The 23955-nt window shown below is 66.4% G+C and carries 24 protein-coding genes and 1 tRNA gene; 10 read left to right on the forward strand and 15 right to left on the reverse strand.

Translation table 11 applies throughout. From position 1 onward, the window contains the following. Positions 1-92: 92 nt before the first annotated feature. The 5 genes from rplA to NVV90_RS15310 form a co-directional block, all read right to left on the reverse strand. Positions 93-800, reverse strand: coding sequence for a 50S ribosomal protein L1 (gene rplA / locus NVV90_RS15290; RefSeq protein ID WP_258438106.1), 708 nt, complete (start codon positions 798-800; stop codon positions 93-95). 131 nt (positions 801-931) lie between these two features. Continuing rightward, entirely contained in the window at positions 932-1363 is a 432-nt protein-coding gene (gene rplK / locus NVV90_RS15295) for a 50S ribosomal protein L11 (protein ID WP_018773647.1), read from the reverse strand. 129 nt (positions 1364-1492) lie between these two features. Beyond that, positions 1493-2320: a transcription termination/antitermination protein NusG gene (gene nusG / locus NVV90_RS15300; protein WP_258438107.1), complete on the reverse strand. Its 828-nt coding sequence runs from the start codon at positions 2318-2320 to the stop codon at positions 1493-1495. Between the two features lie 115 nt (positions 2321-2435). Then, positions 2436-2717 (reverse strand): preprotein translocase subunit SecE, encoded by a 282-nt coding sequence (gene secE, locus NVV90_RS15305; protein WP_258438108.1) that lies wholly within the window; start codon positions 2715-2717, stop codon positions 2436-2438. Between the two features lie 82 nt (positions 2718-2799). Beyond that, positions 2800-2872: transfer RNA gene (locus tag NVV90_RS15310), tRNA-Trp, on the reverse strand. Between the two features lie 253 nt (positions 2873-3125). Between NVV90_RS15310 and NVV90_RS15315 the strand changes: the two genes are divergently transcribed. Then, positions 3126-4355 (forward strand): pyridoxal phosphate-dependent aminotransferase, encoded by a 1230-nt coding sequence (locus NVV90_RS15315; protein WP_258438109.1) that lies wholly within the window; start codon positions 3126-3128, stop codon positions 4353-4355. A gap of 87 nt (positions 4356-4442) precedes the next feature. On the opposite strand, the gene NVV90_RS15320 is transcribed toward NVV90_RS15315, so the two are convergent. Both NVV90_RS15320 and NVV90_RS15325 read right to left on the reverse strand, forming a co-directional pair. Continuing rightward, positions 4443-5117 (reverse strand): response regulator transcription factor, encoded by a 675-nt coding sequence (locus NVV90_RS15320; RefSeq protein ID WP_258438110.1) that lies wholly within the window; start codon positions 5115-5117, stop codon positions 4443-4445. Next, complete coding sequence (locus NVV90_RS15325) at positions 5114-6478, reverse strand: ATP-binding protein (RefSeq protein ID WP_258438111.1); 1365 nt, start codon at positions 6476-6478, stop codon at positions 5114-5116. The genes NVV90_RS15320 and NVV90_RS15325 overlap by 4 nt, the downstream gene beginning before the upstream one ends. A gap of 125 nt (positions 6479-6603) precedes the next feature. Between NVV90_RS15325 and NVV90_RS15330 the strand changes: the two genes are divergently transcribed. From NVV90_RS15330 to NVV90_RS15350, 5 genes are all read left to right on the forward strand, one after another. Beyond that, on the forward strand, positions 6604-8064 hold the full coding sequence (locus NVV90_RS15330) for a PspC domain-containing protein (RefSeq protein WP_258438112.1): 1461 nt from the start codon (positions 6604-6606) through the stop codon (positions 8062-8064). A gap of 220 nt (positions 8065-8284) precedes the next feature. Continuing rightward, positions 8285-8500, forward strand: coding sequence for a hypothetical protein (locus tag NVV90_RS15335; RefSeq protein WP_258441205.1), 216 nt, complete (start codon positions 8285-8287; stop codon positions 8498-8500). A 31-nt stretch (positions 8501-8531) separates the two neighbouring features. Further along, a complete protein-coding gene (locus NVV90_RS15340) occupies positions 8532-8777 on the forward strand; it encodes a PspC domain-containing protein (RefSeq protein ID WP_258438113.1) in 246 nt (81 codons plus the stop codon). A 191-nt stretch (positions 8778-8968) separates the two neighbouring features. Continuing rightward, positions 8969-9994 (forward strand): ATP-dependent 6-phosphofructokinase, encoded by a 1026-nt coding sequence (locus NVV90_RS15345; RefSeq protein ID WP_258438114.1) that lies wholly within the window; start codon positions 8969-8971, stop codon positions 9992-9994. Positions 9995-10036: 42 nt separating this feature from the next. Continuing rightward, positions 10037-10786, forward strand: a complete 750-nt coding sequence (locus NVV90_RS15350) for a GNAT family N-acetyltransferase (RefSeq protein WP_258438115.1) — start codon at positions 10037-10039, stop codon at positions 10784-10786. 3 nt (positions 10787-10789) lie between these two features. Here the strand turns inward: NVV90_RS15350 and NVV90_RS15355 are convergent, their stop codons facing one another. From NVV90_RS15355 to NVV90_RS15385, 7 genes are all read right to left on the reverse strand, one after another. Then, a complete protein-coding gene (locus tag NVV90_RS15355) occupies positions 10790-12340 on the reverse strand; it encodes a DHA2 family efflux MFS transporter permease subunit (protein ID WP_258438116.1) in 1551 nt (516 codons plus the stop codon). 73 nt (positions 12341-12413) lie between these two features. Continuing rightward, a complete protein-coding gene (locus tag NVV90_RS15360; RefSeq protein WP_258438117.1) occupies positions 12414-12977 on the reverse strand; it encodes a PadR family transcriptional regulator in 564 nt (187 codons plus the stop codon). 114 nt (positions 12978-13091) lie between these two features. Continuing rightward, the gene (locus NVV90_RS15365) at positions 13092-13511 is read right to left on the reverse strand and encodes an ankyrin repeat domain-containing protein (RefSeq protein WP_258438118.1); all 420 of its coding nucleotides are present in this window, start codon (positions 13509-13511) and stop codon (positions 13092-13094) included. Next, complete coding sequence (locus tag NVV90_RS15370; RefSeq protein WP_258438119.1) at positions 13508-14593, reverse strand: folate-binding protein YgfZ; 1086 nt, start codon at positions 14591-14593, stop codon at positions 13508-13510. The genes NVV90_RS15365 and NVV90_RS15370 overlap by 4 nt, the downstream gene beginning before the upstream one ends. Positions 14594-14615: 22 nt before the next feature. After that, on the reverse strand, positions 14616-15338 hold the full coding sequence (locus NVV90_RS15375) for a flavodoxin family protein (RefSeq protein WP_258438120.1): 723 nt from the start codon (positions 15336-15338) through the stop codon (positions 14616-14618). Positions 15339-15429: 91 nt separating this feature from the next. Continuing rightward, a complete protein-coding gene (locus NVV90_RS15380; protein ID WP_258438121.1) occupies positions 15430-16029 on the reverse strand; it encodes an FABP family protein in 600 nt (199 codons plus the stop codon). A 167-nt stretch (positions 16030-16196) separates the two neighbouring features. Beyond that, positions 16197-16931 (reverse strand): permease, encoded by a 735-nt coding sequence (locus NVV90_RS15385; RefSeq protein WP_258438122.1) that lies wholly within the window; start codon positions 16929-16931, stop codon positions 16197-16199. A gap of 259 nt (positions 16932-17190) precedes the next feature. On the opposite strand from NVV90_RS15385, the gene NVV90_RS15390 reads away from it, so the two are divergent. The 4 genes from NVV90_RS15390 (at position 17191) to NVV90_RS15405 (ending at position 22460) form a co-directional block, all read left to right on the forward strand. Continuing rightward, positions 17191-17889 (forward strand): response regulator transcription factor, encoded by a 699-nt coding sequence (locus NVV90_RS15390; RefSeq protein ID WP_258438123.1) that lies wholly within the window; start codon positions 17191-17193, stop codon positions 17887-17889. Between the two features lie 268 nt (positions 17890-18157). Then, positions 18158-19129 (forward strand): mycothiol synthase, encoded by a 972-nt coding sequence (gene mshD / locus NVV90_RS15395; protein WP_258438124.1) that lies wholly within the window; start codon positions 18158-18160, stop codon positions 19127-19129. 103 nt (positions 19130-19232) lie between these two features. Continuing rightward, complete coding sequence (locus tag NVV90_RS15400) at positions 19233-21482, forward strand: RNA degradosome polyphosphate kinase (RefSeq protein ID WP_258438125.1); 2250 nt, start codon at positions 19233-19235, stop codon at positions 21480-21482. 9 nt (positions 21483-21491) lie between these two features. Further along, positions 21492-22460 carry an NUDIX hydrolase gene (locus NVV90_RS15405; RefSeq protein WP_258438126.1) on the forward strand — a complete coding sequence of 323 codons (969 nt, stop codon included), beginning with the start codon at positions 21492-21494 and terminating at the stop codon, positions 22458-22460. An 82-nt stretch (positions 22461-22542) separates the two neighbouring features. Here NVV90_RS15405 and NVV90_RS15410 read toward each other — a convergent pair whose 3' ends face one another. Further along, positions 22543-23727: a metallophosphoesterase family protein gene (locus tag NVV90_RS15410; RefSeq protein ID WP_309304067.1), complete on the reverse strand. Its 1185-nt coding sequence runs from the start codon at positions 23725-23727 to the stop codon at positions 22543-22545. Between the last annotated feature and the right edge of the window lie 228 nt (positions 23728-23955).

Here is a 23955-nt window from a genome sequence, read left to right on the forward strand (position 1 = left end):
CGGGACGACATCCGGGTAGGTGCCGGGGCATAAGAAAAGGACCGCCCGGCAATGCCGGACGGTCCTTTTACAGAGCCAATGCTCCCGAAAGCTTACGCTTCGGTGAGAACCTTGGTGACGCTCGGGTCAACGGTGATGCCCGGGCCGAACGTCGTGGCGACGGTGGCCTTCTGGATGTAGCGGCCCTTGGAAGCGGACGGCTTCAGACGAAGGACCTCTTCCAGTGCAGCTGCGTAGTTCTCGGCCAGCTGGATGGCGTCGAAGGACACCTTGCCGATGATGAAGTGCAGGTTGGAGTGCTTGTCGACGCGGAAGTCGATCTTGCCACCCTTGATATCGTTGACAGCCTTGGCGACGTCAGCGGTCACGGTGCCGGTCTTCGGGTTCGGCATCAGGTTACGCGGACCCAGGACCTTACCGAGGCGGCCAACCTTGCCCATGAGGTCAGGGGTGGCAACGGCTGCGTCGAAGTCGGTCCAGCCGGCTGCGATCTTTTCGATCAGGTCATCGGAACCAACGAAGTCGGCGCCGGCAGCGATTGCTGCTTCAGCCTTGTCGCCCGTTGCGAAAACGAGGACGCGGGCGACCTTACCGGTGCCGTGCGGCAGGTTGACGGTGCCACGGACCATCTGATCGGCCTTGCGAGGGTCAACGCCCAGGCGGAAAGCGACCTCAACGGTTGCGTCGAACTTGGACGGGTTGGTGTCCTTGGCGAGGTTGATGGCTTCGAACGGGGCGTAGAGCTTGTCTGCCTCGATCTTGGCTACGGCTGCCTCATATGCTTTGCTGCGCTTTGCCATGCTGCTTACTTCTCCTTGTGCAGTTGTGGTCTGCGGACCGCGCGGGCCCTGCCACAGTCGAGGATCCGGCAAGGATCCTGCGACATTTCAATGATTCTGGTTGCCGGTTGCCCGGCGGTGGAAGGCTGTTATTAGCCTTCTACGGTGATGCCCATGGAGCGGGCGGTGCCGGCGATGATCTTCGCGGCGCCTTCGAGGCTCGTGGCGTTGAGGTCTTCCATCTTGGTGGTGGCGATCTCGTTGACCTGGGCCTGGGTCAGCTTGGCAACCTTGACGGTGTGCGGGGTAGCCGAACCCTTGGCGACGCCTGCAGCCTTCTTGATGAGCTCTGCAGCAGGCGGGGTCTTGGTGATGAAGGTGAAGGAACGGTCTTCGTAGACCGTGATTTCAACCGGGATAACGTTTCCGCGCTGGGCTTCCGTTGCAGCGTTGTACGCCTTGCAGAATTCCATGATGTTGACACCGTGCTGGCCAAGCGCAGGACCGATGGGCGGAGCCGGGTTAGCGGCACCTGCCTGGATCTGCAGCTTGATGAGGCCGGTGACCTTCTTCTTGGGAGCCAATGTAGGTCCTTCTCTCAATAGCTTCCTGCGGCACAGGAGCGTGCCTCAGGTTTTTGGCCGCCATGGCGAGGCGGCCGGCCGCTCCGGTTCTGCTAAGCGGGCAGAACAGGAGCGAAGTTTTCGGATCAGCTAGATCTTGGTGACCTGGTTGAATGCCAGGGTCACGGGGGTTTCGCGCTCGAAGATCGACACCAGGACCACGAGGGTCTGGGACTCCGGCTTGATTTCCGAGATGGTGGCCGGGAGGGTCTCGAACGGACCTTCCTTGACGATGACGGACTCGCCGACTTCGAAGTCGATGTCCACGGGCATCTGGTTCTGCTTGTTGACCGGCTTGCCCTTCTCGGCCTGCTCTTCTTCGAAGACCGGGGCGAGCATGGAGAAGACCTCGTCCAGACGCAGCGGGACCGGGTTGTGGGCGTTGCCCACGAAGCCGGTGACACCGGGGGTGTGGCGGACGGCGCCCCACGAGGCGTCGGTCAGGTCCATGCGGACCAGGACGTAGCCGGGGATGCGAACGCGGTTGATGACCTTGCGCTGCGCGTTCTTGATCTCGACAACCTCTTCCATGGGCACCTGGATTTCGAAGATGTAATCTTCCATGTCCAGGGTCTGGATGCGGGTTTCGAGGTTTGCCTTCACCCGGTTTTCGTAACCGGCGTAGGAGTGGATGACGTACCAGTCACCTTCCTGGCGGCGCAGCTTGGCCTTGAATTCCTCGGCCGGATCGGCGGGCGCTGCAGCAGCAGCGGCGGCCAGGGCGTCGTCGTCGGACTCGTCCTCTTCGGAAGCATCGTCGTCAGACTCGTCGTCGACGTCGTCCTCTTCGGACTCGTCCTCGGCGTCTGCAATTTCGGGCGCAGCAGAGTCGACCCCGGACTCGTCCGCGGCGTCAGCCGTGGCGTCCGTGGTTTCATCCAGCTCAGTCTCAGTTACCTCGAGCTCCTGCTCAGACACTTGGTCTCCTGCTTCCTCATTGCCTAACATGCCTATTTAAATGGCTCAATTCCGCAAACCCCGCAAAATCCCTTTGTTTCCGGGGATTTCCACGCTGTTTGCGGAGCGATCCGCTTTATCTGTCCGTGGCTCCTGTGCCGCCGAAGACCCAGCTGGCTCCGGTACCGAAGGCCAGGTCCAGCAGTGCGACGATGAGCATCATGATGGCCACGAACACCAGCACCACGAGCGTGTAGTTGATCAGTTCCTTGCGGGTCGGAGCGACGACCTTCTTCAGTTCGCCGATTACCTGGCGGACGAAAAGTGCAATTCGAGCGAAGAAGCCGGAATCGGACTTCTTGGCGGGACGGCCCTTCGAGCTGCTTGCAGCTGTTTCGGTCACCTGGTCCTCACTCACCTATGCAAACGTCGTTGACCCGGCCCTGATCAGAGCCATGGTTGCTGCGCTTGTTCCGGTGTTTCCACCGGAACAGCTTGCGCAGGGCAGACAGGACTCGAACCTGCAACCTGCGGTTTTGGAGACCGCTGCGCTACCAATTGCGCCACTACCCTTTGGATGTGAATCCATGTTTCAGGCCGCACTTCAGCCTGTGGCGTTTTTCAACACCGGTGAACCAGTCTACGCAAGAATTTCGCGATAGTCGAACCGGCCCGTTTTCGGATCTCCCAGCCCCGGACAAGCTGTGTCAGGATCACCTGTCACAAACGTCCGTCGGCGCCCGGGAGCTCCGCAGAACAGCATAAAGTAGATCTCGTCGAATCCCATCATCCAGCTCCTGAGCTGCCTGCGAAGAACGGTACTTTAATGTCTGCCGGAATACCCGCCGCCCGCATTTCACAGCGAATCTCTGCCATCGCCGAATCCGCCACCCTTGCCGTAGACGCCAAGGCCAAGGCACTCAAGGCTGCAGGCCGTCCGGTGATCGGCTTCGGTGCCGGCGAACCCGATTTCCCCACGCCGGACTACATCGTCAAGGCCGCCATCGAAGCCGCGGCCCAGCCCAAGTACCACCGCTACTCCCCCGCCGGAGGCCTTCCCGAGCTGAAGCAGGCCATCGCGGACAAGACGTTCCGCGACTCCGGCTACAAGGTGGAAGCCTCCCAGGTCCTGGTGACCAACGGCGGCAAGCAGGCCGTGTACAACACCTTCGCCACGCTGGTTGATCCGGGCGACGAGGTCATCATCCCCACCCCGTTCTGGACCACCTACCCGGAGGCCATCCGCCTCGCCGGCGGCGTGCCGGTTGAGGTGTTCGCCGGCCCGGAACAGGGCTACCTGGTCACCGTTGAGCAGCTCGAGGCGGCCGTCACGGAGAAGACCAAGGTCCTGCTGTTCGTCTCCCCGTCCAACCCCACGGGCGCCGTCTACAGCCCGGAGCAGGTTGCCGAAATCGGCAAGTGGGCCGCGGCCAAGGGCCTGTGGGTTGTCACGGACGAGATCTACGAGCACTTGACCTACGACGGCGTGCAGTTCACCTCCATCGCCACGGCCGCGCCGGAACTCGGCGACAAGGTTGTCATCCTCAACGGCGTGGCCAAGACGTACGCCATGACCGGCTGGCGCGTGGGCTGGATGATCGGCCCGGCCGACGTCATCAAGGCCGCCACCAACCTGCAGTCGCACGCGACGTCGAACGTCTCGAACATCATGCAGGTGGCCGCCGCAGCCGCCGTCTCCGGCCCGCTGACCGCCGTCGACGAGATGAAGGTGGCCTTCGACCGCCGCCGCAAGGCGATTGTCGCCGGCCTGAACGCGATCGAGGGCGTTGAATGCCCGACGCCGACCGGCGCCTTCTACGTCTACGCCGACGTCCGCGGCCTGCTGGGCAAGGAATTCCCGACGGCGGACGGCAGCGCCACGCCGTCGACCTCCGCCGAACTGGCCGCGCTCATCCTCGACGAGGTTGAGGTAGCGATTGTTCCGGGCGAGGCCTTCGGTCCCTCCGGCTACGTGCGCCTGTCCTACGCCCTGGGCGACGAAGACCTCGCCGAGGGTGTCCGCCGTCTCCAGGAGTTCCTGGGCAAGGCCAAGTAACCCTCTTTCCGGAACGCTCCTGCACCCGTTGACCAGTTCAAAGGGTGCAGGAGCATTTCCGTTTAAGCCCCCAAGGGCGGGAGAGCGTCAGAGGAGGCGGCGCTCGGCCGCCCATTTGGTGAGCTCGTGCCGGCTGGACAGCTGGAGCTTCCGGAGCACGGCCGAGACGTGGCTTTCCACGGTCTTGATGGAGATGAACAGCTCCTTGGCCACTTCCTTGTAGCTGTAGCCGCGGGCAATGAGGCGCATGACTTCCAGCTCACGGGCGGAAAGCCTGTCCAGTTCATCGTCGGCAATATCAGCGGGAGCCGTGCCGAAGGCGTCCAGCACGAAGCCGGCCAGCCGAGGCGAGAACACGGCGTCGCCGTCGGCCACGCGCATCACGGCATCGGAGATCTCCGTCCCCGAGATGGTCTTGGTGACATAGCCGCGTGCTCCGGCACGGATCACGGCCACAACGTCTTCGGCGGCGTCGGACACGCTCAGGGCCAGGAAGCTGGTGCTCCCCAGCAGGGTGGCCGAACCGCTGATGACCTCGCGGCCGCCGCCGCCCAGGCCGCCGGGCAGGTGCACGTCCAGCAGCACCACCTCCGGCCTGGCCTCGGCGATCACCGCGATGGCCTGGTCCACGGTGCCGGCCTCGCCCACCACGTCGATCCGGGAGTCGAGATCGGCTTTGAGACCGGAACGGAAGATGGCGTGGTCGTCGACGATCACCACCCGGACCGTGCGTTCCGGGGTTCCCTCTGGTGTGCCGTTCATGGTTTTTCTTCTCCGTTCCGCGCCTCGGCGGTTTCTGCGGCCTTCAGGCCCAGGCGGACCTCGGTGCCGGCGGGGCTGCTGGCGATGACGGCGGTGCCGCCGTGGCGCTTCATGCGCCCAATGATGGATTCCCGGACGCCCAGGCGGTCCTCGGGGACGGCGTCAGGGTCGAATCCAGGGCCGCGGTCCTTGATGAAGATTTCGCTGCCGGCGTCCGAGCTTTCCAGGTAGACGGACACCGTTCCGCCGCCGTGCCGGGCCGCGTTGAGCATGGCCTCGCGGGCCGCCTGCACCAGCGCCTCGTGCCGTTCCGTCATCGCGGCATCGCCCACGGTGACCACGTCCACAGCATGGCCGTGGGTGTCCTCCACCTCGGCGGCGGCAGCCTTGATCCGGTCCGCGAGGAGTCCGGCGTCCTTGGCGGCGTCGCGGTACAGCCAGGTGCGCAGCTCACGCTCCTGGGCGCGGGCCAGGCGCACCACGTCCTGTTCGGAGCCGGCCCGGCGCTGGATCAAGGCGAGGGTCTGGAGCACGGAGTCGTGCAGGTGTGCGGCGATCTCTGCCCGCTCTGTTTCACGCACCCGGCCGGCGCGTTCGGTCTCGAGGTCCTTCCAGAACTTCAGTCCCCACGGCAGGAGCACCAGGACCACCCCGCCAAGCACGGCAACGGAGGCCAGCAGCGCCAGCCAGGTCTGTTCCCAGGAGCCCGAGCCGGACACCATGACCAGCACGCCGGCCACCACGAGGGCCAGCCCCGCGGCGAGGCGGACCCAGCCGCCGGCCTGGTCCGCCTTGGTCTTGTCCACCAGGCCTGCCCTGCGGGTTTCGTCCAGCTGCATCCAGGCGATCGCGGCGCCGCCCAGGATCGCGGACGCCGGGATCAGCGTGCCTAGGGGAACGTCCACGCCGAGCTGGCGGGCGATGAGGATCGCCGCGACGAGGAGCAGCCCGGCACCCAGCAGGATCTCCTTCCCATACTGGATGCGGCGGGTCTTGAACCAGGCGGCCACGGCCGGTGCGGTGCTGGCAAAAGGCGGGGCGCCGCCGTCGGGCAGTGGTCCGAACGGCGGTGATCCGAGGGGGGCCTCCCGGACGACGGGAGCCGGCAGGCTCACGGCAGGAGCAATGGGCGACGCCGGGCGGCGGGCACTGCGGCGGGCGTTTTCGTCTGCGGTGGGAACCATGGTCCACAGCCACGCATAGAAGGCCACGCCGGCGCCGCCGGCAAAGGAGGCAAGGACCATGCCGAGACGGATGTACTTCACCGGCCAGCCCAGATGGTCGGCCAGGCCGCTGCACACGCCCGCAATCATGCGGTCGCTGCTGCGGACCAGCGGCGGGCGCTGCAGGGCTGTTGTCATGCTTCCATCCAAACACGGATCAGGGTTCCCCGGGCCCGAAATCCCCGATGTTCGGGGGTCTCTCAGGGATCGTTCAGGGTATCCCCCAGTAGAGGCCAAGGGGCCAGGAGCGGCAGGATCGAAGTATGAACCCGAACAGCATGAACCCAGAAGAATCCGGACGGCCCGGAGGCGCCGGCGGACCGGAGGAACCCGCCCGGCCCACCCCGGGAACCACTCCCCCAGGACCATCCCAGCCGGGCCCCACGTCCCCAGGGCCTGTTCCGCCCTTCCAGCCCGCAGCATCGCAGAACTTCTTCGACTGGATCCGCAGCCAGGGCGTCAGCCGCGGCCAGGACCGGTGGGTGGGCGGCGTAGCCAGCGGCATCGCACACCGCTTCGGCATCGATCCCCTGATCGTGCGGGGCATCTTCATTGTCCTCGCCCTGTTCGCCGGCATCGGCGTCCTGCTCTACGGCATCGGCTGGGCGCTCCTGCCCGAACCCGACGGCCGCATCCACGTCCAGGAAGCCGGAGCCGGCCGCTGGACCGGAGGCATGACCGGCGCCGTCATCACCACCATCATCGGCCTTCCCGGCCTGGGCCGCGGCTTCTGGGGATGGGGCTGGAACGGCCTGCCCGCCCTGTTCTGGACACTGTTCTGGATGGGCGGCGTCTTCTACCTGATCTACTTCCTCGTCCAGCGCAACAAGGCGCGGAACGGAGCACGAAACATGGGCGCAAAACAGTTCGCGGCCGCCCCCATGACGGCTCAGCAGAGCGGATCGGCCGGCCCCGGCAACGGCACCTCCTACGAAGGCGGCCTGCCCGTGTACGGTGCGGCACCGCCGTCGGGCCCGTACGGCTCCGGTGCGTACGGCTCCGGCCGCTACGGTTCGGGCGGCCCCGGCAATCCGTCCGGCCCCTCGGTCCCTTCGGTTCCGACGCCGCCCCACAGCCGCCCGCCGCATGCCAAGCGGCCCGGCCCGGGTGCCGCGATGGTAGCGGTGTCCGCCGGTGCGGCGCTGCTGGCGGGAGGGGCGCTCAAGGCGCTCGACGCCGGCAACGTCATCAACCTCGGGGACGCCGCCAACGCGGTGGTCTGGGCGGCGGGTGCCGCGGTCCTTGGCCTGGGCATCCTGGTGGCAGGCCTCCGCGGACGCACTTCTGGCTTCATGGGATTCCTGGCCGTGGTTGCCTTGATCATCGGCGGCATCTTCAACCTGGTCCCCAACGGAGACCGTTTCACGATGCGCGACGCCGACTGGACGCCCATCAGCATCGAGCAGGCGCGTGACGGCTTCGACATCACCGGAGGCAAGGGCACGGTTGACCTGCGCCAACTGGGAATCATTCCCCCGCTCACCAGTGAGTTGGTGGTCCCCGTGGACGCCACCGCCAGCAACCTCACCGTGGTCATCCCCGCCAATGTGCCGGTGGAGGTCCGGGCCGACATGACGTTCGGAAACCTTCACCAGGACGGCACCCAGGGCGTTGGGCTCTCGGACAACAGAACCAGCAACTACAACACCGACAAGCCCGGCGCCAAGCTGATCGTCAAGGTCAGCGCCACCTTCAGCAACGTCACCATCCAGGAAGGAAACTGACATGAGCACGCAGGAACCCACTCCCGCACAGGAGCCCACGCCCGCACGGCAGTCCACTCCTGAGCAGCCCACGGAACGCCTTGCGGCACCACGCCTTGAGCAGATCCCGCTCACGCCGCCGCTGGAGCCTTCGGTCTTCCCGAACCAGTGGGGAACGCAGTACACGCCGGGAACGGCGTCCGGGTCCGACGCCTCTCGGCAGGAACCGTCGCAGGCCCGCATCGGAACGGTGGTCTGGGGCCTGATCATCGTGGCCTTGGCCGCCCTCATCATCATCTCGAAGCTCGGCATCGTGGCCCTCAACGGCACGTACGTGTTGATCGGGCTGATGCTCGGGGCGGGCGCCGCCCTGGTGATCGGCGGCCTGCTCTCGGCACGGTCCAGGGGCAGCGTCCGCAACGGAAACAATCCGGCCGGCACGGCAGGCAGCAAGTGACAAAGCAGCCGCGACAGGGAAGGCTGTAGCCATGGACAAGTTCTTCAGCATCGTCAGGGGCCTCGGCCTGAAGCGTGGACCGCAACGCTGGCTGGGCGGCGTATGCGGCGGAATCGCCGCCAAGCTCAAGGTGGATGTGGCCTACGTCCGGGTGGCCTACCTACTCTTCTGCCTCCTGCCCGGCCCGGCCTTCGTGCTCTATGTCGTGGCATGGCTGCTCCTTCCGGACCAGAACAACAAGATCCAGCTCGAGGCCCTGCTGACCGGCAGGTCCTGACGGCTCACGAAGCGCCCCGCCCTTGCCGGCGGGGCGCTTCTGCGTTGCCTTGTTGCCGCCGCGTTGCCATTACCGCACGGCCCGTCCGGATGTAACCATTTGTGTCGCACCCCACATAGCTGCCTACAATCATTGGGAGCTCAGCGTGGCGCTCTGAACGTATTCCTCCAAGCCATGATTTGAGCGCACACATGAAAATCGGAATTCTCACCAGCGGTGGCGACTGCCCCGGCCTCAACGCAGTCATCCGCGGTGCCGTCCTCAAGGGCATCGCCATCCACGGGCAGGAATTCGTCGGGTTCCGCGACGGCTGGCGCGGCGTTGTGGAAGGTGATGTCATCGACATCCCCCGCACCATGGTCCGTGGCATCGCCAAGCAGGGTGGCACCATCCTGGGCACTTCCCGCACCAACCCCTTCGAAAACGGCGGCGGGCCCGAGGTCATCAAGGCCCACATGGACCGCCTCGGCATCGACGCCATCATCGCAATCGGCGGCGAAGGCACCCTGGCCGCGGCGAAGCGCCTCACGGATGCCGGGCTCAAGATCGTGGGTGTCCCCAAGACCGTGGACAACGACCTCGACGCCACCGACTACACCTTCGGCTTCGACACCGCCGTGCAGATCGCCACCGAGGCCATCGACCGGCTCCGCACCACGGGCGAGTCCCACCACCGCTGCATGATCGCCGAGGTCATGGGCCGCCACGTCGGCTGGATCGCCCTGCACGCAGGCATGGCCGCCGGCGCCCACGCCATCCTGATCCCCGAGCAGAGCACCAGCATCGAGCAGATCACCGAATGGGTCCAGGAAGCCCACGACCGTGGCCGTGCGCCCCTGGTCGTGGTGGCCGAGGGCTTCGTGCCGGACCACATGGAATCCCCGCACTCCGAGCGCGGCCTGGACACCTTCGGCCGGCCCCGCCTGGGGGGCATCGCCGACCAGCTGGCCCCGGAAATCGAAGCACGCACGGGCATCGAGACGCGCGCCACCATCCTGGGCCACATCCAGCGCGGCGGCGTCCCCTCCGCCTTCGACCGCGTGCTGGCCACCCGGCTGGGCATGGCCGCGATCGACTCCGTGGTGGAAGGCCGCTGGGGAACCATGGTGGCGCTCAAGGGCACGGACATCTCGCACGTCGGCTTCGAAGAGGCCCTCGGCAAGCTCAAGACCGTCCCGCAGCACCGCTACGACGAAGCCTCGGTACTGTTCGGCTGAGCGTCCTCAGCTTGCCGCCCCACGGGGCGGTAGGCTGAAGCCATGACTTTGGAGCCCACGTCCGCTGACATCATCCAGCTGGCGTGGGCCCGCCATTTGGGGATCGACGACCACGCCTTCGCTGCTGCGGCGGCGCGGCTCGCCAGCGCCCCCGCCGATGCCGGGGACACGGCCGGACGCATAACACTCGCCGTCGACGACGCCAAAACCGTGGAATTCGTGCGGCTCTTTGGTGTCTCCGCCCTGGTGGGCCCGCAGTGGGCCCTGGACACCGCCGTCGGGATTCCCGACGAGGAACTGGCCCAGCACGTGACCCTGCTGACGCTCACCCGCTCCCATGGCGGGCACGGCCTGGGTTCGGCGGCCCTGTTCTTCGCAGACGATCTGCCCTTGGTGCAGGCAGCCGGGGAGCTGACCATCTCCCGCGGCAACCCGGAGGTCCTCGAGCTCGAAGGCCTGTGCCCGCCGGACGACGTCAATGAGGTGGGCCTGTCCGGGCTGGAGCACCGCTTCACCATCATGCACCCGGACGAAGGGCATGCCGAGCCGGTGGCCTGCGGCGCCTATGGCGAATGGGAAGGTCTCTTGGCCGACATGGGCGTCCTGGTGGCACCGCAATGGCGTCGCCGCGGAATCGGCTCCCTGGCGGCCTCAGTGGCCGCCCATGACGCCCTCGCGGCAGGGCTGACCTTGCAGTGGCAGGCCGACGTCAGCAACACCGGCTCCCTGGCGATCGCCCGGAGCCTGGGCTTCGTCACCGGCGGGATCCACGCCAGCGTCCGCCTCGGCTGACGCCTACCCCCGATTCGCGGCGGGGGCCCCGGCTTCGGTTTCAGTCCCGGTTCCGGCTTCCGCGGGAGCCTTGGCCGGACCGCCCCAGCCTTGGACGGCCTTGGGCTTGCCGAAGAACAACGCCACGGCGGCCCCCACCAGAATCGCGAAGGCGGGCAACAGGACGGACTGGCCCATCGCCGTCGAGAATCCCGCGTGCAGGTATTCCGGCAGCCGGCCCGTGAGGCCCGCTTCGCCCGCGGGGGCTCCGGCCGGCGCGGCGGGCAGTTCCGCCGCGAGCCTGGCCTGGATGAGGGCCGCAATGGCTGCCGAGCCCAGGACGGCGCCGATCTGGCGGGTGGTGTTGAAGACACCGGAACCGGCGCCTGCCTGGCGCGGCGGGAGATTGCGGGTGGTGGCGTTGGAGACCGGGCCCCAGATGAAGCCGTTGGCCACACCCTGCAGGGCGCTGGGCAGGAGGAACATCCAGATGGGCGTGTCCGGCGTGGTGAGCAGGGCCGAGGTCCAGAACAGTGCCCCCGCCAGGCAGACTAGGCCGAAGGCGGCGAACCAGCGCGGGTTGACGCGGTCGATCAGCTTGCCCACAAACGGTGCCAGCACGCCGGAAATCACGGCCATGGGGATCATGAGCAGCGCCGACTGGGTGGGCGTCAGCCCGCGGACCACCTGGTAGTAGAAGATGGTGGGCAGCGGGAACGCCGTGATGGTGAACCCCACGGCCATGATGGTGGTGTTGCCGAGGGAGAAGTTGCGGTCCTTGAACAGGCCCAGCGGGAGGAGCGGTTCCCCGCCGCGGCGCTCCAGCAGCCACTGCCACACCACGAACGCCGCCAGGACCAAGATGCCGGCGATGATCAGGCCCCATACCGTGACGGGCCCCGCCACGGTCCCCCACTTGTACGTCTGGCCTTCCTGTATGCCGAACACCAGCAGGAACATGCCGACGGCGGACAGCAGCACACCCAGGACATCGAACTTGTGGTTGTGCGTGCTGAGCTTCGGCACGAGCCGGGCCACCAGGATGAAGGCCACGATGCCGATGGGGACGTTGACGAAGAAGATCCACTCCCAGCCGAGGCCGTCCACCAGCACGCCGCCCAGGATGGGACCGATGAGGATGGCCATGCCCGCGGTGGCGCCCCACAGGCCCATGGCGGCGCCGCGGCGGTCCGGCGGGAAGATGCGGGTGATGACGGCCATGGTCTGCGGCGTCATCATGGCCGCGCCGATGCCCTGCACCACCCGTGCGGCGATCAGCATGCCGACGTCGCCGGAGAGTCCGCACCATAGCGAGGCCAGGGTGAAGACCACCAGGCCGATCAGATACAGGTTCTTGGGGCCGAAGCGGTCACCCAGCCGCCCGGTGATCAGCAGGGGCACCGCATAGGCCAGCAGGTAGGCGCTGGTGACCCAGATGACGGCGTTGATGTCCGTGTTGAGGCCCTCCATGATGCGTGGGTTCGCCACGGAGACGATGGTGGTGTCGATCAGGATCATGAAGAACCCGATGACGAGGGACCACAGTGCGGGCCACGGTCTGGCTACGTTTTCCATGGGTTTCCTTTGGCTGTGCTGGGTTGCTGCGAGGGTGTTGCTGCAAGAGGGTTGCTGAGGGGTTTGGGGCGGGCTACCAGGGCAGTTCACCGCTCCGGAGATCGTCCTGGAAGCCGCGGATCCAGTCGATTTCGCTGCGCAGCATGGTCTGTTGGTATTTGACGTCGATCCAGTACCTGCGTTCAACGCCTTTGGCGGTGACGGTTTCCTCGCCGCGGAGCAGGAAGTCGAGCTGCTCTTCAAGCCCCGCCAGGCGCTGGTCCAGCAGATCGATCACGACGCCGGCGGGCAGGTTATGCGCCTCGGCGATGGCGTGCGGGAAACTGGGGTACTCGTTGACGGGTTCCGCCAGCATGGCCTGCAACCGCTGGGTGAGGGCTTCCCTGCCGGCCCCGGTGATCCGGTAGCTGGTGCGCTCGGGGCGGTTGCCCGCGCGGTCCGTTCCCGAGACCTCGACCAGCCCGTGTTCTTCCAGGCGGCCGACGGCGTGGTAGAGCGTGCCCGGCCGAACCTTGATGAGCCGGTCCTCGTGGCGGGCCATGAGGAGCTGGTACATCTCATAGGGGTGCATGGGCGCCTCCATGAGGAGGGCAAGGGCAGCGACACCCAGGGGTGTGAGAGCGGCGGCTCGGGCCATTCGATGATCCTCCATGTGAACTATTCCACCACAACTATTCCACATGGAACATTAGCGGTGCAAAATGCCCGGCCGCCTGCGCTGCCTCACGCAGCGGCGGCCGGGCCTTGGCGTCTAGCCCAGGAGCTCGAGGATCTCCTGGCGGGCAAACATGGTGGCGGCTTCCCGCGCGGTGGGCGATCCGGCGTCGGGATCCGCCCCGGCATCGAGCAGCACCCGGGCGACGGCCGTGTAACCCTTGAAGACGGCACCCGCCAGCGGCGTCTGCCCGCGGTCGTTGGCCGCATTGGCGTCCGCACGGTGGTGCAGGAGCAGCTGCACCGTCTCTTCGTGGCCGTGGTAGGCGGCAAGCATGAGCAGCGAGTCGCCGGCCGCGTTGGTCAGGGTGGCGGGGGCTCCGGCGTCGAGGTAGCTCCTGAGCTGCTCGGTATCGCCTTCGCGGGCGGCGTCGAACAGCCGGTGGGCCAGTTCGAGCGTTTCGTCGTCGACGGCGGAAGCGGTGTTGGCGGCGTCGGGGCCGGTGGGCTGGCTCATCGGTGTGGTCCCTTCAGGAATCCGGATTGACGCCCGACAACCTGGCCGGCGTCGGGGGCGACGATCACTTCCTGGGCCGCGACATAGGGTTCCTCGCCGTCCATCACGGTCAGGACCTCATCGGCCGGAACGGACCGCTTGATGACGGCCAGCGCCACGGGGCCCATCTCGAAGTGCTGCGCCACAGAAGTCAGCGTACCCACCTTGCGTTCCCCGGCAAAGACAACACTGCCGGCGGCGGGCAGCGTGTGCTGGGAGCCGTCAAGCTGCAGGAAAACGAGGCGCCTCGGCGGATGCCCCAGGTTGTGCACGCGGGCGATGGTTTCCTGGCCCTTGTAGCAGCCCTTGGACAGGTGCACGGAGGTCCGCAGCAGGTCCAGCTCGTGCGGGATGGTCTTGTCGTCCGTCTCGGCGCCGAGCCGCGGACGCCAGGCGGCGATGCGCAGGGCCTCGGCGGCCAGGGCGCCGGCCAGCGGCAATTCGCCGACGGCGGCCTCGACTTCGGCGACGGGCACCAGGTATTCGAACCACGGCCGTTCCAGCCCCGGATGCGATTCTTCGGCCACAGAGCTGTAGGAGTAGCCGCCGGCGCCGACGTGCGGCCACGGGTCCTCCCACACGAGCCGCCCGGCCCACGCCGCAACGGCCTTGGTGGAGCCCAGCACGCCCCAGTCGGCGGAAACATCGGCAATCTCGACCCGCAGCATGAACTTCATCTTGTTCAGCCACTCCGCCAGCGGGGCGGCCTCGGCGGCCTCGACGATCAGCCAGGTGGTCCCGCCGTCGTCCACCACGCGCGCGTCGAACTCGATGCGGCCCTGGACGCTGAGCAGCAGCAGTTCGCTGGAAACGTGCGGCTGGAGGTTGGTGAGCTGCTGCGAGGAAAGCGTGTTGAGCCAGCTGAGCCGGTCCGGCCCGGAAACCGTCACCACGCCGCGGTGCGAGAGGTCGACGACGGCGGTCCCCGCTGCCAGGGCGCGCTGCTCGCGCAACGGCTCGCCGTAGTGGGCCGCGACGCCGGCGTCCGCGCCGGTGTCCTCGACGGCGCCAGGGCGCGACAACAGAAGGCTCGTGTAAGTCATATCCAGTACAAGTCCTTGGGGCTCAGCGGTATTCCGGGTTTTCAAAATCAAAGCGGGTGCCCGCTTTCCACTCCTCGGGGAGGTTGCCGTAGGCGGGAATACCGCCGGAATCCTTGAGGAGCCGGGCAAAGTGGAGCAGGTTCCACGTCATGAAAGTGGTGTTCCTGTTGGTGAAGTCGCTTTCCGGACCGCCCGAACCGGGGTCCAGATAGCTGGGTCCGGGCCCCACGGGGCCGATCCATCCGGCGTCGGCCTGGGGCGGAATGGTGAAGCCCACATGCTGCAGGCTGTAGAGGACGTTCATGGCGCAGTGCTTGATGCCGTCCTCATTGCCCGTGATGAGGCAGCCGCCCACCTTGGGGTAATAGGCCCACTGGCCCTTGCTGTTCAGCTGTCCGGAATGGGCGTAGAGGCGCTCAATGAGCTTCTTGGTCTGCGAGGAATTGTCGCCCAGCCAGATTGGCCCGGCCACCACCACGATGTCGGCCTCAAGGACCGCCGGGTACAGCTCGGGCCATTCATCGCTTTCCCAGCCGTGTTCGCGCATGTCCGGGTACACACCACTGGCGATGTTGTGGTCCACCGTGCGGATGACGCGGGTGCTAACGCCCTGCTTCTCCATGATGCGGCGGCTGATGGCAATCAGGCCGTCCGTGTTGCTCACTTGAGGCGACGGTTTGAGGGTGCCGTTGAAGAAGACGGCCTTGAGGTCGCCAAAATTTCCGGGCTTCGGTTCTGCATTCACTTGCTGTTCCCTTCTTCGTTGCGAAACGGGACGTTCAGTGAGACCAGGCGGTGTAGCGCCGGATGGGTTGGGAACCGGGCCGGAAACCGGGTCAGGAGACCTTGTGCAGGAAGGCGGAGGCGTGGGCTTCGAGCGATTTGCCCTCCGCAGCCACATCCCAGCGCCACAGCAGGTTGCCGTCCACCAGGCCATAGATGCGGGTGGCAGCCGTGTACTCCTTCGAGTGGCCGCCGCGCATCACCATATCGGTGGTGAGCTGGATCTGCGGACCCTTGATTTGCCCGTAGTACAGCTCCGTGATGCCGCCGGGGTGGGCGATCGAGACGGAGATGTCGAAGCCGCCGTCCTTGTTCCGGCGTTCCTCGACCTCGTCCGCCGTCTTGAGAACGGGGACGATGTCCGCCGGGATCAGGCCGGGTCCGCCGTCGCCCTCCTGGAGCTTGCGCTCCAGTGCCCAAAAGCCGGTCTCGACTGTCAACGGGCGCAACTTTGCGCCGTCGTCGTCGCTGATCCAGCTTTCGGCACGGTACTGCAGGTACGGCAGGCCGTTGTGGGTGAAGGAGACGTGTTGGACGAAGTGTTCCGAATCCTCCTCGCCGCTGCCGAGCCGGCCGCGGCCTTCCCACTCACCGATGAGCCAGGATAGGGGGACGAGTTCGGGCGTCAGGTCTGTTGGAATTTCGATAGGCACGGCAATTACCTCAGGTGGACTGCAGGGTCAGCAGGATCTACTTCTGGCCCTTGAAAAGGCGGTAGACCACAAAGCCTGCAAACCAGGCCATGGAAATGCTGGCAATGCCGAGCAGGACGAGGAAGAAGATTTCAAATGCAAGTACGGACATGATGCCATCCTAACCGTTAGTAGATGAGTAGTTTGTCTATGAAGTAAGCAAGGGCGCCCACGGCCCAGACAGGGGCGACGCCCATGCCCAGCACCGCAGCGACGTTGAGGCGGCCACGCCGCAGGGTGGTCATCCGGCGGAAGCTGACCAGCACCGAACCCAGGACAACGCCCACCAGCGCCGCCGGAAGCACGGCAATGTCCGAGAACACCAGACCGGCCAGGGGGCCGATCAGTCCGGCAACAGCAATGCCCAGCGGAGCCACGATCCGATCCGGCCACCGGATGATGCCGGCGAGCAGGGCGGCTGCGGCGCTCAGGCCGGCCACCAGCACCATTTCCTTGACCCCGTTGAAGCGGGCGGCGGCGATCCAGCCGGCACCCATGCAGTTCAGCAGTACGCCGGCGCTGCAGCCGAGGGTGGATTCGAGTCGCTGGGCCTGGCCGGTGCCGCGGACCAATTGGATGATGAACACGGCGATCACACCGAGGGCGATGAAGGCGGGGGCCCAATCCAGGAACCCAGGCGCGGCGGCGAAGTAGGCCGCGGCTGCAGAGCCGGCACCCGCAATGCCGATGACGGAGGCCAATGTCTTCTTGGCGGGGACTGCCAGGAAATGCGGCCAGCCGATCCCGACGGCGGCGGAAGCGGCGATCCCGATGCCCAGCATGAGCTCGCGGGAACCATAGGTGCCGGCGACGATGGCTGCGAGCGCCACGAGGCCGATTACCCCGATGCTCCAAGACTTCACTGTGCGCCGACCTCAATTCGCTGTGTCTTCCGACCTCCTGCCAATCCTGCCCTATGTGGGGCGAATATGTCGTAATCAGAGGGCTTGGGCGTCACGAATCCCTGACGTGCAAAGGCCTGGTGGGTATACTCGGATTTCAACGGCGCTTCCCGTGGTTCGCACCCGCCACCAAGGGCAGGGCGCCGCAGAATGCCGCTAAAGGCCGGTGGAAACCCGGTTCAGACGCCCAATGATGCGCGGACAGCCCACTGGAGGAACCATGTCGCACATCCTGCTCCTGACGAACAGCACCGGCTCGTCGGTGGACATCCTGCCTGCCCTGGAACTCCTCAACCACCGGGTCCACATCCTGGCCGCCGAGCCCACTGCACTGCTCGATACCGATCCCACGGACATCGTCCTGCTCGACGCCCGCAAGGATCTGGTGGGAGCCCGTTCCCTCACCCAGCTGCTCAAGGCCACCGGCCTGAGCGCCCCCCTCATGCTGATCCTCACGGAAGGCGGGATGGCCGCAGTTTCCTCGGCGTGGGCCGTGGACGACATCGTGCTCGATTCCGCCGGCCCGGCCGAAGTGGAGGCCCGCATCAGGCTGGCGATGGCCCGGGCCGTCCCCGGCGAAGAGGAAAAGCAGAGCGAAATCCGGGCTGCCGGCGTGGTAATCGACGAGGCAAGCTACACCGCCCGTGTGAGCGGCCAGCCGCTTAACCTGACCTTCAAGGAATTCGAACTCCTCAAGTACCTGGCACAGCACCCGGGCCGTGTGTTCACCCGCCAGCAGCTGCTGACCGAGGTGTGGGGCTACGACTACTACGGCGGCACGCGCACCGTTGACGTCCACATCCGACGCCTTCGCGCCAAGCTCGGCGTGGACCACGAGAACCTCATCAGCACGGTGCGCAACGTCGGCTACCGCCTGACACTGGTCCGGCTCCCCGACGATTCGCTCTCGGAAGCCTAGGAACAGCTGCAATAGGAAAAGGCCCGGATTCCTGTGAATCCGGGCCTTTCCTTGTACCGGCTGGCCGGCTTGCGTGGAGGACATACGGGTCGAACGTATCGAGGCCACCCCAATGGTGGATCCCCCTCAGATCCTGCTTCGCAAAGCCGGACGAGATATAGACCTTACACGGCAGGATGGCTGGCCCTCAAATCGGCCGGCGACCGGCCGGCAAATCGGCACCGCATTCAGCCCGGCGAAAGTCCCGGCGGGCGTATAGCCTTGCAGCATGAGTCCTGCGCACCCGGATAACTGGCCCGTTCTCGTCATCAGAGGCGCCGTCGACGACGAGCTCCTGAGGGATTTCCGCACGCTGGCCGCGGCTGCGGCGGAATCGGACGGCAATCCCCCGCTGTCCGAGCAGACCATGGTCACGCTGCGCGGCGCGGACGCCGGCGACCACTCCTTGCTCTCCCTGGCCCTCTACGCCCCGGACGAGGACTCGGATCCCGCCACCGCCCAGGATCTGGCGGGTCTCGCCGTCGTGGTGGAAGCAGCAGACGGCACCGGCGTCCTGGAACTCGCGGTGCATCCCGCCTACCGCACCCAGGGAGTTGCCGGCCGGCTGCTGGGCGCCTTGGGCGAGGCCAGGGGCTTCGCCGGGCTCAGCGCCTGGTCGCATGGAAACCACGAGGCCGCCGCCGAGCTCGCAGCCCGTTTCGGCTACGGACCGGTCCGCGAATTGTGGAAGATGCGGCTGATGTCCTCCACCTCGGAGCTGCCCGACGCCGCCCTCCCGGACGGTGTGGTGCTGCGCGCCTTCGTGCCGGGCCAGGATGAGCCCGCCTGGCTGGCCGCCAACAGGGCGGCGTTCGCGCACCATCCGGAACAGGGCGCCATGACACGGGCCGATCTGGACGCCCGCATGTCCGAGGACTGGTTTGATCCTGCCGGCTTCCTGCTGGCCGTGAACGAAGCCGGGGAGCTGCTGGGCTTCCACTGGACCAAGGTGCATCCGCGGCAGGGCCTGCACCCTGCGATTGGCGAGGTCTACGTGGTGGGCGTGACCCCGGCTGCCCAGGGCATGGGGCTGGGCAAAGCCCTCACCGTTGCGGGCATCAAGCACCTGCAGGAACAGCAACTGCACTCCGTCATGCTCTACGTCGACGCGGACAACACGGCGGCCGTTGCCCTATACCAGAAGCTGGGATTTGTCCGCTGGGATATTGACGTCTTGTACGGTCCATTAACCAAACATTAAGCTTGCCCGGCGGGCGGCGCGAAAGCAGGGCACTTCTGGGATTCGGGCGGGCAAATTGCTTGTAATGTGGGAGGAAACCCGTCCTGAGCTTAGGAGAGACGCCATGCAACCGGACTCCGTCGGTACCACCCGAATCCACGAGAAGGGCCCGGCCCTGCCCGCACGTTTCGGTTCCTCCGAAGTCCCGGCCGCCCGTGCCACCCAGGACCGCATCGACATCCCCGAATTTGCGCCGAACCTGGAGCCGGAGGGCGAGATCACCCCGGACCGGTTCCTGGACCGGGAACTCAGCTGGCTGGCGTTCAACGCCCGCGTGCTCGAACTCGCCGAGGACCCTGAGCTGTTCCTCCTGGAACGCGTGAACTTCCTCTCGATTTTCGCCTCCAACCTGGACGAGTTCTTCATGGTCCGAGTGGCCGGCCTGAAGCGGCGCATCGCCACCGGCCTGGCCGTTCCCTCCCCCGCCGGGCTGAGCCCCATTGAGGTGCTCGAGCAGATCGGCGCGGCAGCCCACAAACTCCAGGAACGCCATGCCCGCGTGTTCGCTGAACAACTCCGCCCGGCCCTGGCCTATGAGCACATCCACCTCATGCACTGGGACGAGCTGGATGAAGACGCCCAGCACCAGCTGAGCACGATGTTCCGGGAGAAAGTCTTCCCCATCCTGACGCCGCTGGCCGTGGACCCGGCCCACCCGTTCCCGTACATTTCGGGGCTCTCGCTCAACCTTGCCGTGGTGGTCCGCAACCCCGTCAGCGACAAGGAACTGTTCGCCAGGGTCAAGGTGCCGGACCAGCTCCCCCGCCTCATCTCGATCGACGGCCCCCGTGCCGGCGCCGTCCCGGGCCGTGTTGCGCGTTTCATCGCCCTCGAGGAAGTCATCGCCGTCCACCTGGACAAGCTCTTCCCCGGCATGGAGGTCCTGGAGCACCACTCCTTCCGCGTCACCCGCAACGAGGACGTCGAGGTTGAAGAAGACGACGCCGAGAACCTCCTGCAGGCCCTGGAGAAGGAACTGCTGCGCCGCCGCTTCGGCCCGCCCGTCCGCCTCGAAGTGACCACGGACATCAACCCGAACATCCGTGCCCTGCTGGTCCGCGAGCTCGGCGTGGAGGAGTCCGAGGTCTACTCGGTCCCTGCTCCCCTGGACCTGCGTGGATTGTCCGTGATCGGCGGGATCGACCGCGCGGACCTGCACTACCCCAAGCACGTCCCGCACACCTCGCGGTACCTCAACGAGTCCGAGACGTCCAAGGCCGCCAATGTCTTCGCCGCCATGCGCCGCCGCGACATCCTGCTGCACCACCCCTACGATTCCTTCTCCACCTCGGTCCAGGCCTTCCTGGAGCAGGCCGCGGCGGACCCCAAGGTGCAGGCCATCAAGCAGACCCTGTACCGCACCTCCGGCGATTCCCCGATCGTGGACGCCCTCATCGATGCGGCCGAAGCCGGCAAGCAGGTGCTGGCCCTGGTGGAGATCAAGGCCCGCTTCGACGAGCAGGCCAACATTTCCTGGGCGCGCAAGCTCGAGCAGGCCGGCGTGCACGTGGTGTACGGCATCGTGGGCCTGAAGACGCACTGCAAGCTCTCCCTGGTAGTGCGCCAGGAAGTCGACGGGCTGCGCCGCTACTGCCACATCGGTACGGGCAACTACCACCCGCGCACGGCCCGCTACTACGAGGACCTGGGCCTGCTGACGTCCAACGAGCAGGTGGGCGAGGACCTTTCCAAGCTCTTCAACCAGCTCTCCGGCTACGCCCCCAAATCCACGTTCAAGCGGCTGCTGGTGGCGCCGCGCTCGGTGCGCTCGGGACTGATCGACAGGATCGAGACCGAGATCCGGAACGCCCGTGCAGGCATCGCCTCCCGCGTGCAGATCAAGGTCAACTCCATGGTTGACGAGGCCATCATCGATGCCCTGTACCGGGCTTCGCAGGCCGGTGTGAAGGTGGATGTGCTGGTCCGCGGCATCTGCTCGCTGCGCCCCGGCGTGCCCGGGCTGAGCGAAAACATCACGGTCCGTTCCGTGCTGGGCAGGTTCCTTGAACACTCCCGCGTGTTCGCCTTCGCCAACGCCAACGACCCCGTGGTCTACATCGGCTCGGCCGACATGATGCACCGCAACCTCGACCGCCGGGTCGAGGCGCTGGTGCAGCTGTCCAACCGCGATGACACCGCACAGGTCCTGGACCTGCTGCGCCGCTACCTGGACCCGGGAACGGCAAGCTGGCACCTGGACAACCAGGGAATCTGGACACGGCACCACCAGGATGAGGACGGCGGCCCGCTGCTGGATCTGCAGTCCTGGCTGCTGGACTCCCGGGCCCGCCAGCGCACGGCCACGCGGCGCTAGGCTGAAGCCTTGAAAAGCGATACCCCCATAGCCGACCAGACCGACCATCCCGGCGAGGCCGTCGCCGTCGTCGCGGCCGGAGCCCTGCCGTGGCGGTTCAACAAAGGCGCCCTCGAGGTGCTTCTGATCCACCGGCCCAGGTACGACGATTGGTCCTGGCCCAAGGGAAAGCTCGACGCCGGCGAAACGGTCCCCGAGTGCGCCGTCCGGGAGGTGGCGGAAGAGATCGGCTTCGAAGGCTCGCTTGGCATTCCGCTGCCGTCCATCCACTACCATGTGACCGCCGGCTTGAAGGTGGTTCATTACTGGGCCGTCCAGGTCAACGGAACGCCGTTGCGCCCCGATGGCAAGGAAGTGGACAGCGTCATGTGGTGCAGCCCCGACAGGGCCGCGGGCTTCCTGAGCAATCCAAGCGACGTGGAGCCCCTCGAGTTCCTGGAGAAGGCCCACATCCGCGGCGAACTGGACACCTGGCCGCTGGTGCTGGTCCGCCATGCGAAGGCCAAGCCGCGGTCCTCGTGGACCAAGGCCGAGGGTGACCGGCCGCTCGCGGCCACGGGACTCCGCCAAGCGATGGCCGTCCAGCGCCTGCTGGACGTCTGGAAGCCGCAGCGCATCGTCACCAGCCCCTGGACGCGCTGCGTGGCCACGATTGCACCGTATGCCAAGGCCAGCGGGGCCAAGGTGAAGCTGGTGGATGCCCTCACCGAGCACAACCACCACCGTTCGCCGAAGAAGACCGCGGCCGCCGTCGAGTCCGTGTTCGACAAGCAGCAGCCCAGCGCCCTCTGCACCCACCGGCCGGCTCTTCCCACGGTCCTGAAGCAGCTTGGCCAGCACATGTCCCCCGTTCTCCGGGAGCTGCTGCCCACGGTTGACCCGTACCTGATCCCGGGTGAAGTGATCGTGTGCCATGTGGTCCGCGGCAGCTCCCGCAAGGTGGTGGCCGTCGAACAGGTCAAGCCCTTCGACGACTAGTTCCACTTCCGTGCATGGCCGGCGGTCCTGCGACCGCCGGCCATGCACCGGGACTCCTGCCGGGCCGGCTGCTGCCGGCTGACTACTGCTGGGCGGGGTCCAGCGGCAGGGGCACGATCGGCTGGTCGTTGGCCGTCAGGTCGATTCCGAAGTCCTTGGCAAACACCAGGCGCGTGTTGGTGTAGACCTTGGGCTGGTTCTCGTCCAGCTCGAAGACACGGGCGCCGCGGAGGCGGTTGCGCTCCGCGCCGCTGAGGCCGTAGGCGCCGAAGCCCGTTCCGGGCGCGTAGCCGAGCTGCACGCCGTAGTAGTTGCCCACGTAGGTGTTGACGTGGTCGTGGCCCACGAAGTACCCGAGCACGTCACCGCGCTCCAGGAACGCGCTGAACAGCCCGGAGTTGATGGGCCCCGGGCACTCAGCTTCGTTGCGCTCGCCCACGATTGAGTGCTTGGTCACTGCACGGGTGTGGTCGGCGGCGGTGCGGGAATCGAGGCTTGAGAACCACATGTTGCGGTGTTCGTGCAGCGCAATGTGGCCCCACATGAGGGACGGGATCTTCTTGCCGTACTTCTGCTCGGTGGCGATCGACTGGTTCCGGTACCAAGTGACCTGGTCCGCACGTACCCAGTCCCACGTCGGATAGCCGGCGAAGTCCTGTCCATCGATCGTCTTGGGTGCATAGCGACCGGTGTCGATCAGCCACAGGCCGAAGGCCGGGTCCTTGGACGTGGAGGACTGGATGAGCAGCTGGGTGTTGGACGTGCCCGTCAGGCCGGGGACGGAGTCCGCGTTGACGTTGTGATCGTAGCTCTGCAGGAATTCGAGCATCTTCGCCTCGGTCATGCCGGTGCGCGACACGGAGTCCTCGTCGTGGTTGCCGAAGGTCACGGCCCAGGTAATGCCGCGGCGCTCCATCGGAAGCACAACGTGGTTCAGCGCCTCCTTGACCTCCAGCTCGGTGTTGCAGTCGCCGTTGATGACATCGCCGTTGATGACCACGAAGTCGGGCTTTTCCTGGTCCAGGGTGCGTTCCATCAGCTCGATGGTCCGCCGGTCGGTCTTCTCGTCGTCCTGCGTGTCGTTGAACTGGACCACCTTGAACTTCCCGTCAGGACGGAAGGCCAGGGTGGGGCGCGGGGCCTTCGGCTTGGGCGCGGCCTGGGCCAGGCCGCCGCTCGCGGCGATGATCCCCATGGCACCGAGCGTGCCCGCTGTGGCCAGGGCAGCCCTGCGGCTGAGGTCGAAGGTGGTTGCTTTGCTGCTCACGGATTCCTCTTCTCGTTTCCGCCCCAGGATTGCGGGGCATTTTCCTGTGAGACCTTAGGTATCCCGAATGGCCGTTCGGTGAGCACAAGGTGAATAAAACGTTTCACTAACCCGCGGCGGCGCGCAACGAGGCAGCGCCGCGCCGCAGTTGCCCCGGAATCCGGCACCAGCCCCCACCGGGAATCCGGCGTTGACCGCCCTGCCTTTGTATCAAATACTTAGTACATT

Source organism: Arthrobacter sp. CJ23, from assembly GCF_024741795.1.
Classification (GTDB): domain Bacteria; phylum Actinomycetota; class Actinomycetes; order Actinomycetales; family Micrococcaceae; genus Arthrobacter.

What these genes read in the sequence shown, in the direction of transcription:
- rplA (WP_258438106.1), bottom strand. Translation starts at nt 800, where the DNA reads ATGGCAAAGCGCAGCAAAGCATATGAGGCAGCCGTAGCCAAGATCGAG.
- NVV90_RS15315 (WP_258438109.1), top strand. Translation starts at nt 3,126, where the DNA reads ATGTCTGCCGGAATACCCGCCGCCCGCATTTCACAGCGAATCTCTGCC.
- NVV90_RS15320 (WP_258438110.1), bottom strand. Translation starts at nt 5,117, where the DNA reads ATGAACGGCACACCAGAGGGAACCCCGGAACGCACGGTCCGGGTGGTG.
- NVV90_RS15325 (WP_258438111.1), bottom strand. Translation starts at nt 6,478, where the DNA reads ATGACAACAGCCCTGCAGCGCCCGCCGCTGGTCCGCAGCAGCGACCGC.
- NVV90_RS15330 (WP_258438112.1), top strand. Translation starts at nt 6,604, where the DNA reads ATGAACCCGAACAGCATGAACCCAGAAGAATCCGGACGGCCCGGAGGC.
- NVV90_RS15340 (WP_258438113.1), top strand. Translation starts at nt 8,532, where the DNA reads ATGGACAAGTTCTTCAGCATCGTCAGGGGCCTCGGCCTGAAGCGTGGA.
- NVV90_RS15345 (WP_258438114.1), top strand. Translation starts at nt 8,969, where the DNA reads ATGAAAATCGGAATTCTCACCAGCGGTGGCGACTGCCCCGGCCTCAAC.
- NVV90_RS15350 (WP_258438115.1), top strand. Translation starts at nt 10,037, where the DNA reads ATGACTTTGGAGCCCACGTCCGCTGACATCATCCAGCTGGCGTGGGCC.
- NVV90_RS15355 (WP_258438116.1), bottom strand. Translation starts at nt 12,340, where the DNA reads ATGGAAAACGTAGCCAGACCGTGGCCCGCACTGTGGTCCCTCGTCATC.
- NVV90_RS15360 (WP_258438117.1), bottom strand. Translation starts at nt 12,977, where the DNA reads ATGGCCCGAGCCGCCGCTCTCACACCCCTGGGTGTCGCTGCCCTTGCC.
- NVV90_RS15365 (WP_258438118.1), bottom strand. Translation starts at nt 13,511, where the DNA reads ATGAGCCAGCCCACCGGCCCCGACGCCGCCAACACCGCTTCCGCCGTC.
- NVV90_RS15370 (WP_258438119.1), bottom strand. Translation starts at nt 14,593, where the DNA reads ATGACTTACACGAGCCTTCTGTTGTCGCGCCCTGGCGCCGTCGAGGAC.
- NVV90_RS15390 (WP_258438123.1), top strand. Translation starts at nt 17,191, where the DNA reads ATGTCGCACATCCTGCTCCTGACGAACAGCACCGGCTCGTCGGTGGAC.
- mshD (WP_258438124.1), top strand. Translation starts at nt 18,158, where the DNA reads ATGAGTCCTGCGCACCCGGATAACTGGCCCGTTCTCGTCATCAGAGGC.
- NVV90_RS15400 (WP_258438125.1), top strand. Translation starts at nt 19,233, where the DNA reads ATGCAACCGGACTCCGTCGGTACCACCCGAATCCACGAGAAGGGCCCG.